This window comes from Sporacetigenium mesophilum DSM 16796, assembly GCF_059569055.1.
In genome coordinates this window covers 57,210-71,180 of the sequence record NZ_JCANUR010000011.1, presented here as the reverse complement: position 1 = coordinate 71,180, position 13,971 = coordinate 57,210, and the positions used below count along the sequence as shown (strand labels likewise).

Sequence of the window (13,971 nt, the reverse complement as noted above, 5' to 3'; positions counted from 1 at the left end):
ACCTTATATAATATTTGCTTTTTGCACAATAAATATTATAACATTAAACAATATTAGTATAAACCCTAAGGTTAAAAGTAGGTTTGTACAACAAATTAATAATAAGACTGATATCTAATCAGTCCTACAATCCTAGCGATCATCTCTCAATTTATCTAGTAGTTCATCATAAATATATTCTTTTTGTTCTTCGGGAAATGTATTTATTCTATCTATGATGATTTGTATTAAAGCTTGTTCCATTAACTCTTGAATCATTAGTTCATTATCTGGAATCTTTAAAACAACCTCAATATTCTCTTTCATAACTATCACTCCCCTATTTTAAAAAGTATGAAAATTCTATCTTGTACTATGCATTTTTATTGAATTTAGAACATAACATTAAATTTTCATAAAAATAATCATAATATTACCTTTACAATAATATCTCATTTAATATAGCTAATTCTTACTAGTTTCTATATTAAATGAGGTGATTTATCTGAAAAACATTGCTATCTATTCACGCAAATCAAAATTCACTGACAATGGCGAATCTGTACAAAATCAAATAGAACTATGTAAAAAATATTGTAACAACCAATTTCCTAATTCTACATTTGTTATTTATGAAGATGAAGGATATTCGGGAGGAAATTCTAATAGACCTAAGTTTCAACAAATGTTAAAGGATGCTAAACAAAAGAAATTTAATGTATTAATATGCTATAGACTTGATCGTATAAGCAGAAATATATCTGATTTTTCTAGTATAATTAATACACTTGAATCTAATAATATCTCCTTTATATCTGTTCGTGAGCAATTTGACACTTCTACCCCAATGGGAAGGGCTATGATGTATATATCGTCAGTTTTTGCTCAACTAGAAAGAGAAACTATTGCAGAGAGAATCAAAGATAATATGTATCAACTAGCTAGATCAGGAAGATGGCTTGGAGGTCAAACACCTACAGGATTTAAAAGCGAGCCAATAACCTACTATGACCATGAAATGAATAAAAAGAAAATGTTTAAATTATCCCCTATTAAAGAAGAACTAGATTTAGTAAAAATTTTATATGAAAAATATATTGAATTTAGGTCACTAACTAAACTTGAGAGTTGGACTTTAGAAAATAAAGTATTAACTAAAAATAATAAAAACTTTGATAAAAGTGCCTTAAGGATAATACTTACAAATCCTGTATATTCTATAGCCGATAATCTTTTATATGGATATCTTAAAGAAAATAAGTGTGATATATCATCATCTAAAGATGAATTTGACGGGAGCCATGGAATTATGGTTTATAACAAACATGATGAGAGCAATAAAACTAAAATAAAACGCAGAAATAAACATCAATGGATTGTTTCTATAGCTAAGCATAAAGGTATTGTTCCATCTAAAGAATGGATACAAGTTCAAAATATAATAGAAGAAAACTATGAAAAAGCACCTAGACAAGACACAGGTAAAATAGGTTTGATAACTCCTCTACTTAGATGTAGTAAATGTGGTTCTAAAATGAGAGTAAATGTATATAAAAAGTCAACTGGAACTCATTATTACTATAGGTGCCTAATGAAAGAGCGTTCTAGGGGCGCTAGATGTGATATTAATAATTTAAACGGATTTTTAGCAGATAAGTCAGTAATTGATGAACTAAAATGTATAGAGTTAAGAAAAAAAAACATATATACTAAGCTAAATAATAATAATAAGCACTATATTGAAAAACCTTCTGAAAATTATCAAACTAAAAAAACTACTCTTTCAAAAAAGCTAACCGAATATGAAAAATCAATTTCTAATTTAATGTTTCAGTTATCTCAAAATAATGACTCTGTTGCTTCTAAGTATATCATAGCTAAAATTGAAGAATTAGATAAAAAGATAAATAAAGCAAAAGAAGAACTAAAAAAAGCTGATGATAATAAAGAATCAATATTACTTGAAAAAATTAATATTGATTCATATATAAATTTGTTAAATGATTTTTCTTCTAATATAGATAATCTAACTTTTGAAGAAAAGAAAAAATATTTAAATCAAATTGTTGATAAAATTATTTGGAATGGTCAAAAACTAGAGGTATATTATTTGGGATACAACAGTGAAAAAAGTTGAAAAAGAGGACTCGTATGAGTCCTCTTTTTAGTATTTATCATCTATTTTTCAGTGTCTTGTTCATTTCTATCGATGTCAGTTACATATTCTAAATCACCATAAATTTCTTTCTCTGTATCAGTTTGCTTTCTAATAGCTATTAAAGCAGCTACAATCATCAATGTTAAACCTAATAATTTTATTAAGGAAAACTCCTCACCTAATATTATCCAGCCAATAATTACTGAACCTATTAGTTCACCAGATGCTAAAATACCTGCTATTGATAAGTCTATGTTTTTTCCTATTCCTTCAACATAACATATATAAGCACCTGCTGCAGATATACTGCCTAGGCCTAGCATATAAGGTAAAATGTTAAAGTTAGCATTATATACTATCTCCATAGGTTTTGCTAATGGCATCAGTATTATTGATCCAAATAAAAAACCATATAGTACTATAGTTGTTGCATTGCACTCATTTAATGCTTTTTTACTTACTATAGACATAAGTGCATAAGTTATAGCTGATAAAATTCCTAAAATTATTCCTATACCGCTTAAGTTAGATAGTGCTAGGCTACCTCCTGTAACTGCCAATGTCGATCCTACAAAACAAATAACTAAAGAAATAATCTTAGCTTTATTCAAATGTTCTTTATATACTATTTTAGAAAGTATTGCTAAAAATATTGGAGACGTATAAAGTAGAATTGCAGCTACAGATACCCCTAAACTTTCCATAGCCTTAAAATAGAATAAGTTAAATCCGGCTTGAGATATAATCCCAATCATAACGCAATAAATAAATATATTTTTGTTCATATTTAAAATATTAGGATTTTTTATAATACTATATATCAACAATACCAAAAATCCAAAGAATAACCTTATAAATGCTACTTGCTCTGGTATTAACCCTTCTGCCATCAATTTATTTCCAAATAATCCTGTTGTAGACCACAAAATACCTGCTATTATTACTAATATATATCCCTTCATTTTTTCTTTCATTTTATACCATCCTTGATAACCAATATTATATTATTTATGTAAATTACTTATCTTCTTATAAATCTATATTCTCATTATATGCTAACATAGATTTATAAGAAGATAAATCTATAAATCAAAAAAATCCATAGCCCTTGTATCTAAACAGTTCTATGGATCTTCATTATTAAAATATTAATTATAAATTTAAACACTAGTAAATGTCTTCTGTATGTTATGGCTCTTAATCGATACCCACAACATATTCTAAATCTTCATAACTAGCTCTGTCTTCACATGTATCAGTTTCCTTTATAACAACAGCTATTAAAGCTGCTATCATCATGAAGATTACACCTAATAATTTTATTAAAGAAAAATCCTCACCTAATAATACCCATCCTATAATTACTGATAATATTAATTCAACAGATGCTAAAATGCCAGCTATAGATAAATCTATATTTTTTCCTATTCCTTCGACATAACATATATAGGCTCCCGCTGTAGATATACCACCTAACCCTAGTATATATGGTAAAATAGTAACATTAGCTGTATTTATTAGTTCCAAAGGTTTAGCTAATGGCATCATTAGTATCGCTCCAAATAAAAATCCATATAATAATACAGTTGTTCCACTACACTCGTTCAATGCTTTTTTACTTATTATAGACATAATTGCATAAGTTATAGCTGATAAAATACCTAAAATCATTCCTAAACTACTTAAATTAGATAAGTCCAGATTACCGCCTGTAACTGCCAATACTGATCCTATCAAACAAATAATCAAAGAAATAATCTTATTTTTATTTAAACTTTCTTTATATACTATTTTAGAAAATAGAGCTAAAAATACTGGTGATGTATAAAGAAGAATTGCAGCTACAGATACCCCTAAAGTATCCACAGCATTAAAGTAAAATATGTTAAATCCAGCTTGACATATAATTCCGATAATAACACAATACACAAATGTAGTTTTGTTTATAATTAAAGTTCTTGGATTTTTTATAATGCTATATATCAATAGTACAAAAAAACCTAAAAATAATCTTATAAATGCTACTTGCTCTGGTATCAATCCCTCAGCCATCAATTTGTTTCCGAATAATCCTATTGTGGACCACAAAATTCCTGCTATTATTACTAATATATACCCTTTTGTCTTTTGTTTCATTTTAGACCATCCTTAATAATCAATTTGTTAGTTATAGTGCTTTAATATCCACATCATATGGTACCATAGATTTATTAAAATATAAATATATAAATCAAAAGACCCGTAAGACTTATATCTTATAAGTCCTACGGGTCTTCATTATTTTTATATTTAATCATCTATCATGCTTAAGAACTGCTTTAGACGTTCATTACTTGCATTTTCAAAAACTTGAGAAGGTGTACCAACCTCAACAACTGATCCGTTATCCATAAATACAATTTTATGAGCTGCATCTCTTGCAAAACTCATTTTGTGAGTTACTACTACCATTGTCATTCCTTCTTTAGAAAGATCCTTCATTACCTTTAGAACCTCAGCTTCTAACTCTGGATCTAGGGCAGAAGTAGGTTCATCAAATAGCAAAACCTCAGGGTCCATAGCCATAGCACGGGCAATAGCTACCCTTTGTTGCTGACCTCCTGATAGTTCGTGCGGATACTGATCTTTCTTATCCAAAAGTCCAACTTTATCTAAAAGCATAAGACCTTTTTCACGAGCATCTTTTTTTGAACGCTTTAAAACTGTTATTTGTCCCTCCATTATGTTTTCTATAACTGTCATATGAGGAAATAAATAAAAACCCTGAAATACCATCCCAGTTCTCTTTCTAAGCGATAATACTTCATTATTAGTTATTCTTTTACCTTCATTAAAAGCTAATTCACTTTTTCCAATTTGTATAAATCCGTCATTTGGAGTTTCTAATAGATTTATACATCTTAGAAGGGTTGTTTTCCCTGAACCTGATGGCCCAATAATAACAGCTGTCTCTCCTTTATTAACTTGTAAGTCTATACCCTTTAAAATTTCATTGCTTCCAAAGCTCTTTCGCAAACCTTTTATATCTATCATAAAATTTCCTCCTGCATTACTTTGTCACATATCTTTCTAGTCTTTTTTCTATCCTATGCTGAACTGCTGATAAAACGCTACAGAACATAAGATATACAAATGCTACTTCTATATACATCCATAAAGGTTCATAAGTTGCTGCTGTAATTCTTTGACCTATTTGGAACATCTCAGTAACAGTTATTGTAGCAGCAAGTGATGTATCTTTAATAAGACTAATAAAAGAGTTGAATAATGGTGGTATGGAAACTCTAGCGGCCTGAGGAAGAATTACTCTTCTAAGTGCTTGATTTTTTGTCATACCTACAGAATAGGCAGCTTCCCACTGTCCTTTAGGTATAGATAAAATAGCAGCTCTTATAACTTCAGAGTTGTATGCCCCCACATTTAAAGTGAATCCTATTACTGCTGCTGTTAAGGCATCTAAAGTTATACCCGATGCTGGAAGCCCATAGAATATAATAAATAACTGAACAATCAGTGGAGTTCCCCTTATTATCCAAACATAGAATCTAGCAACTAATATTAGAGGCTTAAAATTTGATATTCTAGCCAATGCTGTAGCTAGTGCTAAAATTAATCCAAGCGTAAAGGATATAAGAGTAAGAGGGACTGTAAATTTCAGTCCCGCCTCTACTAATGGTACAAATGAGTTTGTTAATATGTCTATAATTCTTAATGTTCTATCGTCAAAATTCATCATATCACCTTGTTATTTTGATACGTCAGTACCAAACCATTTTTCAGAGATTTTTAAATAAGTTCCATCATCTTTCATATCTGCAATTGCTTTATTAATAGCTTCTACTAACTCATCATTTCCTTTGTTTAATAATAGTGCACTTTGTGTAGCATTATTATAGTCAGCAACTGATTTTATTGGAGTCTCTGGTTTTTGCTTCTTTAAATCTAAGTAAGATAAACTATCATTAACTGTAGCATCTACTCTTTTTGAAACTAGTAAATCTATAGCTTGATTAAATCCATCAATTTGAACAATTTCAGCACCGTTATCTTTTGCTATTTTACCAATATCACTTGTTAATGATTGAGCAGCTTTTTTGCCTTTTAGATCTTCAAATGTTTTTATATCATTATTGTCTTCATGTACAATAAGTACAGCTCTAGATGTTATATATGGAGATGAAAAATCATACTTTTCTTTACGTTCATCATTTATTGAAACTTGATTTGCTACCATATCAAATCTTTTTGCATCTAATCCAGCAATCATACCATCCCATTTCGTTTCAACGAATTCTGCTTCTACACCAATTCTCTTTGCAACTTCTCTAGCTATTTCTACGTCAAAGCCAGTTAAATTACCCTTTTCATCGTGGAATGTAAAAGGGGCATAAGTTCCTTCAGTACCAACACGAATTTTTCCTTCGTTCTTTATTGTTTCTAGTGAGTTTTTAGCTTCTGTTTGTGCTCCTTCGTTAGCTTTTGGTGAGCATCCTGTAACACCTATAGCTAAAGTTAAAGCTAATATTGCGCTTATAAATATGTTTCTTCTTTTCATTGTATTGCCTCCTTATAATAATTAATATATTTTAATATAATTGCTTAAAAAGTAATTTTTTTCTAATACATTGTTTATTTTATCCTTAATAATATACCTTTATTATATTTTTAAATTAAAAAAACTTCTTCCTCTAAAAATACAGAGGCAGAAGTTTAGTTCCGCGGTTCCACTCTGATTAAGCATTACTGCTTATCTCAATTTCTCTATAACGGGAGAACCCGTAACAGCCTACTAAATTTCAGCCTAACACTCACAGGGGCACTTGGGCTATAATCCTACATGGAACTCTCTCACCTATTAGTTCCTCTCTGTTATGATTCATATAGCTTACTTTTCCTGGTCATAGTGTTTATTTATATTAAATATATGTAATTCCTATCAACTTACTAGGTTATTTCTCTAGTCTTATTATATTTAAATGATTAACAAAAATCAATACTATTTTGATAATTTTTTCAAAAATATTTTGTACTTTTTAATTAGCATGTCTTTCTGTTAATATATACTTATTAATATTTTAAACTAGGAGGTATATTATATGATTTATAATTTTGATACTGTTGTAGATAGAAGCAATAATTTTGCAGCAAAATGGTCTGAAATGGACAAAAAATATGGAACTAATGATCTACTACCTATGTGGGTTGCTGATATGGATTTTATGACTGCTCCTTGTATAGTAGACTCTTTAAGAAAAAGATTAGACCAATGTATATTTGGTTATACAACAAGACCAGACTCTTATAATCAGTCTATAGTAAATTGGATAGAAAGAAGGCATAACTGGAAAATTAAAAGTGAATGGTTAATCTTTAGTCCTGGCGTTATCCCTACTATAAGCTTAGTAATACAAAATATGACTGAAGAAAAAGATAAAATAATGATACAAGAACCTGTATACACTCCATTTAACAACATTGTTAAAGATAATGGTAGAGAGTTAGTTGTAAGTCCTCTAAAAAAATTAGAAGATGGAAATTATGTTATGGATTACGAAGATATAGAATCCAAAATAAAAGATGTAAAACTATTTATACTTTGTAACCCTCATAATCCATGTGGAAGAGTTTGGACGAAAGAAGAATTAATAAAACTAGGTGAAATATGTTTAAAACACAATGTAAAAGTTATATCTGATGAAATACACAGCGATATTATTTTTAGTGGTCACAGGCATATTCCATTTGCCTCTATTTCAAAGGAATTTGAAGAAAATAGCATTACTTGTATGTCACCTACTAAAACCTTTAATATAGCAGGGCTTCAAACATCTTATGCTATATTACCTAATAAAAAAGACTATGAAATATTAGAGTTTGCATTTACTAGAATTGATATAAAGAGAAACAACGCATTTAGCTTAGTTGCTACAGAATCAGCTTATAATGATGGTGAAGATTGGCTAGATGAGTTTTTAAAATACGTAGAAGATAATGTTGATTTTGCTATAGATTATATTAAAGAAAATATGCCTAAGCTCAAAGTTAATAAACCAGAAGGAACATATTTATTATGGGTAGACTTTAGTGAGCTTGGGTTAAGTGATGAGGAGTTAAATAAATTATTAGTTGAAAAAGGAAAAATAGCTTTAAATAATGGTCATTCTTTTGGAACAGGTGGAAGTGGATTCCAAAGAATAAATCTTGCATGCCCAAGATCAATGGTGAAAGAAGGTCTTGAAAGAATAAAAAAAGCTATTGAATCTTATAGTTAGTTAAAAAGCCATAAGTCTGATTTTTATCAGGACTATGGCTTTTTACTGTTTATAACATTAACTTATAAAATAATTAGTCTAGTTCTACCAATTTATACATATCATTTCTTCTATGTGCAAGTAAAGGTAATTCCTTTCGAACTTTATCTACTTGGCTTAAATCTAGCTCATTTATAATATACCCTTCTTTTTCTTTCATTTGTTCTATAATATTACCCCAAGGTGCTACTACTATAGAATGTCCATATGATATATATCCTGAAAATTCATTTCTAGCTGGAGCTGTACCAATAACAAAAACTTGGTTATCCAAAGCTCTATTACGGAACAATATCTCCCAATGAGCAGGTCCAGTAGTCATGTTAAAGGCTCCAGGTACTAAAATTACCTTAGCTCCCTTATTTACCATTAGTCTTGAAAGTTCAGGAAATCTAAAATCATAACATACACAAACTCCCATAATTCCAAACTCCGTTTCAAATACAGTAACTTGATTTCCTGGTGTTAATGTATCTGATTCTTTGAAAGTTTGACCACCATCAACACTAATATCAAATAAATGAACTTTTCTGTGTTTGCCTATTTGATTTCCTTGTCTGTCAAAAACATATGCAGTGTTATATACATTTCCCTTAGAGTCTTTTTCCGGCATAGATCCTGCAGCAAGATAAATATTATACTTTTTAGCAAGTGCCGAACATTTTTGCCAACTTTCTTCACCTTCAAGTTCTGCATAAATAGGAAAGTTACTTGTTTCATAAGGGCAGTTAAACATTTCTGGCAATAATACTAAATCTACATCTTCCTTTGAAACAATTTCAAGATACTTCTCTACTGTTCTAAAGGTTTCTTCTTTATTATCTGAAACATTCATCTGAATATTTGCAACTTTAATTAAAGACATAATAACCTCCTTAAATCTTTAGTTTCTTATCTTAGCTTTCCTCTACAATCTACAGGAATTTCATCTACTACCTCACCATTTGAAATAATATAAGCTGTTTCATGTAAATTAACAACAGGACATATATGGTTAGGGATAATTTCTACTTTATCACCAACTTTAATATAATCATGAAATTCTTTATTATAAATAATAGCATGTTCATCAAATACACCAAATATACTTACTTCTGGCCATCCTTTAATTAAACCAAGTCCTTTTGTTGTACAAAACCCCTTATTTCTGGTTTGTGTAGTTATACCTTTTGCACCTACATCAGTAATTACCCTCTCTGAAGTAGGTAGACTAATAACTGTAGTAAGAACTGTTGCGGCATTTCTTTCAAAACTTCCATATGCATTACCTTGAGATGCATCCATAAAAATATATGTACCAGGTCTAATTTCAGTTATTCCATCTAGTATAGGAAAATCATGTAACATAGATGGAGTGGACCCAATACTAATTGTTTCTAAGTCAAAGCCCATTTCATCTGCTATACTAGCAAATCGAAGTGTTCTTTTTTGAGTTTGTAAATGAATTTCTTTACATTGCTCTATATTCTCTGAAGCATAAGAATGACCATCATGTGAAAAAAGCCCCTTTAAATATATATTTTTACAATTTTTTAAATGATTAAGTAAATCTATAAAAGTAGATTCTTCAATAACTCCTGAACGTTCTTCCCCTACTTCAATTTCAATTAACACATTTGCTTGTTTTTCACTGCCTTCAAAAGCCTTCTCTATTTGATCTGCTTGTGCAATACTATCAAGTCCAAAGGATACATCAATTATCTTCGCTAATTTTCTGATTCGGCTTAATTTAACTTCGCCAACTATTTCGTTTGCAATGAATATGTCTTTAAGACCTTTATCCGCCATAACTTCCGCCTCGCCAACTTTGGCTACAGTAATACCCTTAGCTCCAAGTTCTTCTTGCATAAGAGCTAACTTAGACATTTTATGTGTTTTTGTATGTGGTCTTAGTGCTACATTATTTCGATTTGCATAATCTTGCATACTTTTGCAGTTACTTAACATAATATCCTTATCAATTAATAAAGCTGGTGTATCTAATTCCAAATAATTCATAATACCCCTCCTCATAAATATCTATATCTCTATTTCCCAAAATATTTATCTAAATTTGCAATTTAACTAAGCCTAAAGCATCTATAAGAAATTAATGCTAATTAGTGATCTGATTTGAGACCTGCTCCACACATAGGAATTAAGCAATCAGATGTCTTTCCATTTAATTCACAATACCTCAAATAGGCTGCATATGTAGCTGCTGTTGTATGCTCACAATAAATACCTTTAGCTGCAAGTTCAGCCCTTGCTTTCATAATTATATTTTCAGGAGCTACTATCATTTCAATATTATATTTATATACATATTCTAAAATTTGCTCCCCACGCATTGGTACGCCAATGGCAATTCCTTCTGCCATAGTTGGTTTAGGGTCTACCTTTGCTGGATGCTTATCCCCTGTAACAACTGCCTTTACAAAAGGATCACAATATTCACTTTGTACACCTATTATATTTGGCATTTTGTCAATTATGTCACTTTCAAGTAATTCTTCTAATGCTTTTATAGCCCCAATAAATAGCGTTCCATTGCCAAGAGGTATAAATATATTTTTAGGAATTCTTTTCAATTGTTCATAAACTTCATAAATATATGTTTTTGTTCCTTCATAGAAGAAAGGATTATAAACATGATTTGCATAATATTTCCCCTCTGTATCTACCTTAGATCTACAAACATCTGCACAATTATCTCTTGTACCAGGAACAACATTTACCTGTGCATTGTGGGATTTAATCATATCAATCTTCTTTGGTGATGTTCCTTCTGGAACAAATATCTCACAATCAATATTAGCTTTTGCACAATAAGCAGCTACACTGTTTCCAGCATTTCCACTACTATCTTGGACAACAGAATCTACACCAATTGCTTTGCAATGAGCAATTAATACAGCCGCTCCTCTATCCTTGAAAGATAAAGTCGGCATGAAATAATCCATTTTAAGAAGTACATCTTCATCAAATTGAATTATAGGCGTCATACCTTCTCCTAGGCTGATATTACGCCAATGTTCTCCTTTTAATGGCATAAACTCTCTATATCGGAAAATACTCCAAGTATCACTATCTACTAATGACAAATCAAACTTTGGAGGCTTATAATCTAATTTCCAAAGACCTCCACAATCACACTTTGCTTTTTTAGTTGTTACATCTTCTTTTACATTACATTTTGAACATATATACTTCATATTTATTTCACCTCTGCAATGGCTTCTATTTCTACAAGACATCCAAAGTGAAGTTTTCCAACAGGTACAACAATACGTCCAGGCTTGTGTTCACCAAAGAACTCAGCATAAACTTGGTTAACTATGTCCCACTGATCAATATCTGATACGTATACCCTACACTGAACAACATTATTACGACTAAGTCCAGCTTCTTTTAGAACACGATCAACATTGTTTAAGGCAAGTTTAGCATGTTCTTCTATTCCCCCTTCTGGAACTTTTCGAGTGTCTGGATCTATAGATAATTGCCCAGATATGTACAACATTCCATTTGAAATAATACCAGGTGAATAATGCCCTTTGTTTTCTCCATTGTATATTGGTTCAATCTTTTCCATATTTATACCCCTTCTCCATTAAATTTTATTTCTTTCCTCTTACTTCATCTAAGTAACTGTAAATAGTAACTTTTGATAATCCCAGTCTTTCAGCTACTTTATCAATAGCGCCTTTCACCAAGAACACTCCCTTTTCATCCATGAAACGTATTAGTTCAATGTTATCTTTTCTCTTTAAATTTCCTCCATGTGTACCACTAATTATATTTTCGATTAGCTCATCTATTATAGTCATCACATCTTGATTTGGGACATTTTCTTCATCAAGGATTTCATTGTGGCTATACTCAGGTAGAAAACTTATAATTTCTTCTTTTATTAAATAAGATAGTGTCAAGTCATAGTTAATACAAAGCATCCCTACTACTTCACCCTCTGGATTACGAATGAGTGCAGAAGATGACTTAACTTTCTTGCCATTTTCAGCTTCAAATACATAGTTCACTGTAGAATCATCTTTGAAGTTTTTACTTAATAAAACTTGGCGTATTAGATGGTCAAATGACTGCCCTTCTTTTCGACCGGTTACAGTGCCGTTTGCAACATATACTACTGAACTTTCCGGCTGTGTAAGGTCATGGATAGACACTTCACAGTTTTTCCCAAACGTCTGTGTAATTATATTTGCAACTGGAATATATGATTTTAAAATAGGATGCATTTTATCTCCTCCAATTGTACTATATAGAATTTTGTATAAAAATTTATATACAATTATGTAATTATATAATTTTTTATATAAATATATCACTTATATTTTAAATCGTCAACTCAAAAACCCCTGTATAACTTAATTATATGCTTTAATTATACAGTTCCATCTTATTCTTTTATATAAAAATATATAATTTTTTATATATTTTTCACTTAATCTATTAATATCAGTTTACCAAATATTATTTGCCATTTAAAACACATTCCAGAAGCTATATCCATGGCAGATCAAGTAGCTGTTTTATCCAAACGCCCTACCACTATAAAAAATATCTACGATATAAATCTAACTACAGATGGAGAAAAAACTCCTCTTTCTGCTCGTAATGCTCCGGAATTCAAAGATTACTTCAACTTATTGTGGAAGGAGCTGGATATTTATGAAAAGATCTAAAAAAACTTCAGCATATGAAGAATTTATAAAATCTAAGAAAATAGAAAAATACAAAATATTATTTTGGCAAATAGCAACTTTAGTAATATTTTTAGTTGCATGGGAACTACTTGCAAACTTTAATATAATCGAAACATTCTTCTTTAGTAAGCCAACTGATATATCAAATTTATTTGTACAATACGTTAAGACCGGAGAATTATTTAAACACGTAGGAATATCAGTATGGGAAACAGTCCTAGGGTTTATATTAGGAACAGCAATTGGTTTAATTGTAGCGATTTTGCTTTGGTGGTTTGAAACAGCTGCAAAAGTTCTTGATCCTTTTTTAGTTGTATTAAATGCTCTACCAAAAACAGCTCTAGCTCCAATATTAATAATTTGGGCAGGTGCTGGAATAAGAGGTATTGTGGTAATAGCAATAACATTATCTGTAGTTGTAACAATACTATCTGCATACAACTACTTTATAAATGTAGATGAAGAAAAAATCAAAATGTTACAAAGCTTCGGCGCTAGCAAATATCAAGTACTAACTAAACTTATATTACCTGCTAACATAGCGAATATAATAAATATTGTAAAAATAAACATTGGGATGTCTTGGGTAGGGGTTATAGTTGGAGAATTTCTAGTTTCAAGATATGGAATAGGATATTTAATTGTGTACGGTGGTCAAGTGTTTAGATTAGATATAGTTATGATGGGTGTTGCAGTTCTTGCAGTATGTGCCCTTGTAATGTATCAAGCCGTAAACTTAATTGAAAAAATATATAGATCTAGATAGCACACAAAATACTTCAATTTAATATTATATGTGTAGATAATAAAAAATATTCTA

15 protein-coding genes and 1 other annotated feature are annotated in these 13,971 nt (G+C 30.2%); of the genes, 4 read left to right on the top strand and 11 right to left on the bottom strand.

Annotation, left to right across the window (positions count from 1 at the left end; all coding sequences use genetic code 11):
* Window positions 1-132: 132 nt before the first annotated feature.
* Window positions 133-306, bottom strand: coding sequence for a hypothetical protein (locus BS62_RS10020; protein ID WP_496491132.1), 174 nt, complete (start codon window positions 304-306; stop codon window positions 133-135).
* 169 nt (window positions 307-475) lie between these two features.
* Here BS62_RS10020 and BS62_RS10015 point away from each other — a divergent pair, with 169 nt between their 5' ends.
* On the top strand, window positions 476-2,116 hold the full coding sequence (locus BS62_RS10015) for a recombinase family protein (RefSeq protein WP_496491131.1): 1,641 nt from the start codon (window positions 476-478) through the stop codon (window positions 2,114-2,116).
* A 41-nt stretch (window positions 2,117-2,157) separates the two neighbouring features.
* Here BS62_RS10015 and BS62_RS10010 read toward each other — a convergent pair whose 3' ends face one another.
* The 5 genes from BS62_RS10010 to BS62_RS09990 form a co-directional block, all read right to left on the bottom strand.
* The gene (locus tag BS62_RS10010; protein ID WP_496491130.1) at window positions 2,158-3,111 is read right to left on the bottom strand and encodes a DMT family transporter; all 954 of its coding nucleotides are present in this window, start codon (window positions 3,109-3,111) and stop codon (window positions 2,158-2,160) included.
* Window positions 3,112-3,334: 223 nt separating this feature from the next.
* Window positions 3,335-4,273: a DMT family transporter gene (locus BS62_RS10005; RefSeq protein ID WP_496491129.1), complete on the bottom strand. Its 939-nt coding sequence runs from the start codon at window positions 4,271-4,273 to the stop codon at window positions 3,335-3,337.
* A 153-nt stretch (window positions 4,274-4,426) separates the two neighbouring features.
* On the bottom strand, window positions 4,427-5,170 hold the full coding sequence (locus BS62_RS10000; RefSeq protein ID WP_496491128.1) for an amino acid ABC transporter ATP-binding protein: 744 nt from the start codon (window positions 5,168-5,170) through the stop codon (window positions 4,427-4,429).
* 16 nt (window positions 5,171-5,186) lie between these two features.
* Window positions 5,187-5,873 carry an amino acid ABC transporter permease gene (locus BS62_RS09995; RefSeq protein ID WP_496491127.1) on the bottom strand — a complete coding sequence of 229 codons (687 nt, stop codon included), beginning with the start codon at window positions 5,871-5,873 and terminating at the stop codon, window positions 5,187-5,189.
* Between the two features lie 9 nt (window positions 5,874-5,882).
* Window positions 5,883-6,692, bottom strand: coding sequence for an amino acid ABC transporter substrate-binding protein (locus BS62_RS09990; RefSeq protein ID WP_496491126.1), 810 nt, complete (start codon window positions 6,690-6,692; stop codon window positions 5,883-5,885).
* A 140-nt stretch (window positions 6,693-6,832) separates the two neighbouring features.
* Window positions 6,833-7,048: a binding site (T-box leader), on the bottom strand.
* Window positions 7,049-7,233: 185 nt separating this feature from the next.
* On the opposite strand from BS62_RS09990, the gene BS62_RS09985 reads away from it, so the two are divergent.
* Window positions 7,234-8,409 carry a MalY/PatB family protein gene (locus tag BS62_RS09985; RefSeq protein ID WP_496491125.1) on the top strand — a complete coding sequence of 392 codons (1,176 nt, stop codon included), beginning with the start codon at window positions 7,234-7,236 and terminating at the stop codon, window positions 8,407-8,409.
* A 73-nt stretch (window positions 8,410-8,482) separates the two neighbouring features.
* Here BS62_RS09985 and BS62_RS09980 read toward each other — a convergent pair whose 3' ends face one another.
* The 5 genes from BS62_RS09980 to BS62_RS09960 all read right to left on the bottom strand — a co-directional run bounded on the left by BS62_RS09980 (window position 8,483) and on the right by BS62_RS09960 (window position 12,683).
* Complete coding sequence (locus BS62_RS09980) at window positions 8,483-9,313, bottom strand: carbon-nitrogen hydrolase family protein (RefSeq protein WP_496491124.1); 831 nt, start codon at window positions 9,311-9,313, stop codon at window positions 8,483-8,485.
* Between the two features lie 26 nt (window positions 9,314-9,339).
* Window positions 9,340-10,446: a D-TA family PLP-dependent enzyme gene (locus BS62_RS09975; protein ID WP_496491123.1), complete on the bottom strand. Its 1,107-nt coding sequence runs from the start codon at window positions 10,444-10,446 to the stop codon at window positions 9,340-9,342.
* A 101-nt stretch (window positions 10,447-10,547) separates the two neighbouring features.
* Complete coding sequence (locus BS62_RS09970; protein WP_496491122.1) at window positions 10,548-11,642, bottom strand: threonine synthase; 1,095 nt, start codon at window positions 11,640-11,642, stop codon at window positions 10,548-10,550.
* A 2-nt stretch (window positions 11,643-11,644) separates the two neighbouring features.
* The gene (locus tag BS62_RS09965; protein WP_496491121.1) at window positions 11,645-12,022 is read right to left on the bottom strand and encodes a RidA family protein; all 378 of its coding nucleotides are present in this window, start codon (window positions 12,020-12,022) and stop codon (window positions 11,645-11,647) included.
* A gap of 25 nt (window positions 12,023-12,047) precedes the next feature.
* Window positions 12,048-12,683 carry a helix-turn-helix transcriptional regulator gene (locus BS62_RS09960; protein ID WP_496491120.1) on the bottom strand — a complete coding sequence of 212 codons (636 nt, stop codon included), beginning with the start codon at window positions 12,681-12,683 and terminating at the stop codon, window positions 12,048-12,050.
* A 273-nt stretch (window positions 12,684-12,956) separates the two neighbouring features.
* On the opposite strand from BS62_RS09960, the gene BS62_RS09955 reads away from it, so the two are divergent.
* Window positions 12,957-13,130 (top strand): hypothetical protein, encoded by a 174-nt coding sequence (locus BS62_RS09955; protein WP_496491119.1) that lies wholly within the window; start codon window positions 12,957-12,959, stop codon window positions 13,128-13,130.
* On the top strand, window positions 13,117-13,917 hold the full coding sequence (locus BS62_RS09950) for an ABC transporter permease (RefSeq protein ID WP_496491118.1): 801 nt from the start codon (window positions 13,117-13,119) through the stop codon (window positions 13,915-13,917). Before BS62_RS09955 ends, BS62_RS09950 begins: the two co-directional genes overlap by 14 nt.
* Window positions 13,918-13,971 lie beyond the last annotated feature (54 nt).

Coding starts and splice junctions, on each gene's coding strand:
- BS62_RS10020 (WP_496491132.1), bottom strand. CDS start 306: ATGAAAGAGAATATTGAGGTTGTTTTAAAGATTCCAGATAATGAACTA.
- BS62_RS10010 (WP_496491130.1), bottom strand. CDS start 3,111: ATGAAAGAAAAAATGAAGGGATATATATTAGTAATAATAGCAGGTATT.
- BS62_RS10005 (WP_496491129.1), bottom strand. CDS start 4,273: ATGAAACAAAAGACAAAAGGGTATATATTAGTAATAATAGCAGGAATT.
- BS62_RS10000 (WP_496491128.1), bottom strand. CDS start 5,170: ATGATAGATATAAAAGGTTTGCGAAAGAGCTTTGGAAGCAATGAAATT.
- BS62_RS09995 (WP_496491127.1), bottom strand. CDS start 5,873: ATGATGAATTTTGACGATAGAACATTAAGAATTATAGACATATTAACA.
- BS62_RS09990 (WP_496491126.1), bottom strand. CDS start 6,692: ATGAAAAGAAGAAACATATTTATAAGCGCAATATTAGCTTTAACTTTA.
- BS62_RS09985 (WP_496491125.1), top strand. CDS start 7,234: ATGATTTATAATTTTGATACTGTTGTAGATAGAAGCAATAATTTTGCA.
- BS62_RS09980 (WP_496491124.1), bottom strand. CDS start 9,313: ATGTCTTTAATTAAAGTTGCAAATATTCAGATGAATGTTTCAGATAAT.
- BS62_RS09975 (WP_496491123.1), bottom strand. CDS start 10,446: ATGAATTATTTGGAATTAGATACACCAGCTTTATTAATTGATAAGGAT.
- BS62_RS09970 (WP_496491122.1), bottom strand. CDS start 11,642: ATGAAGTATATATGTTCAAAATGTAATGTAAAAGAAGATGTAACAACT.
- BS62_RS09965 (WP_496491121.1), bottom strand. CDS start 12,022: ATGGAAAAGATTGAACCAATATACAATGGAGAAAACAAAGGGCATTAT.
- BS62_RS09960 (WP_496491120.1), bottom strand. CDS start 12,683: ATGCATCCTATTTTAAAATCATATATTCCAGTTGCAAATATAATTACA.
- BS62_RS09955 (WP_496491119.1), top strand. CDS start 12,957: ATGGCAGATCAAGTAGCTGTTTTATCCAAACGCCCTACCACTATAAAA.
- BS62_RS09950 (WP_496491118.1), top strand. CDS start 13,117: ATGAAAAGATCTAAAAAAACTTCAGCATATGAAGAATTTATAAAATCT.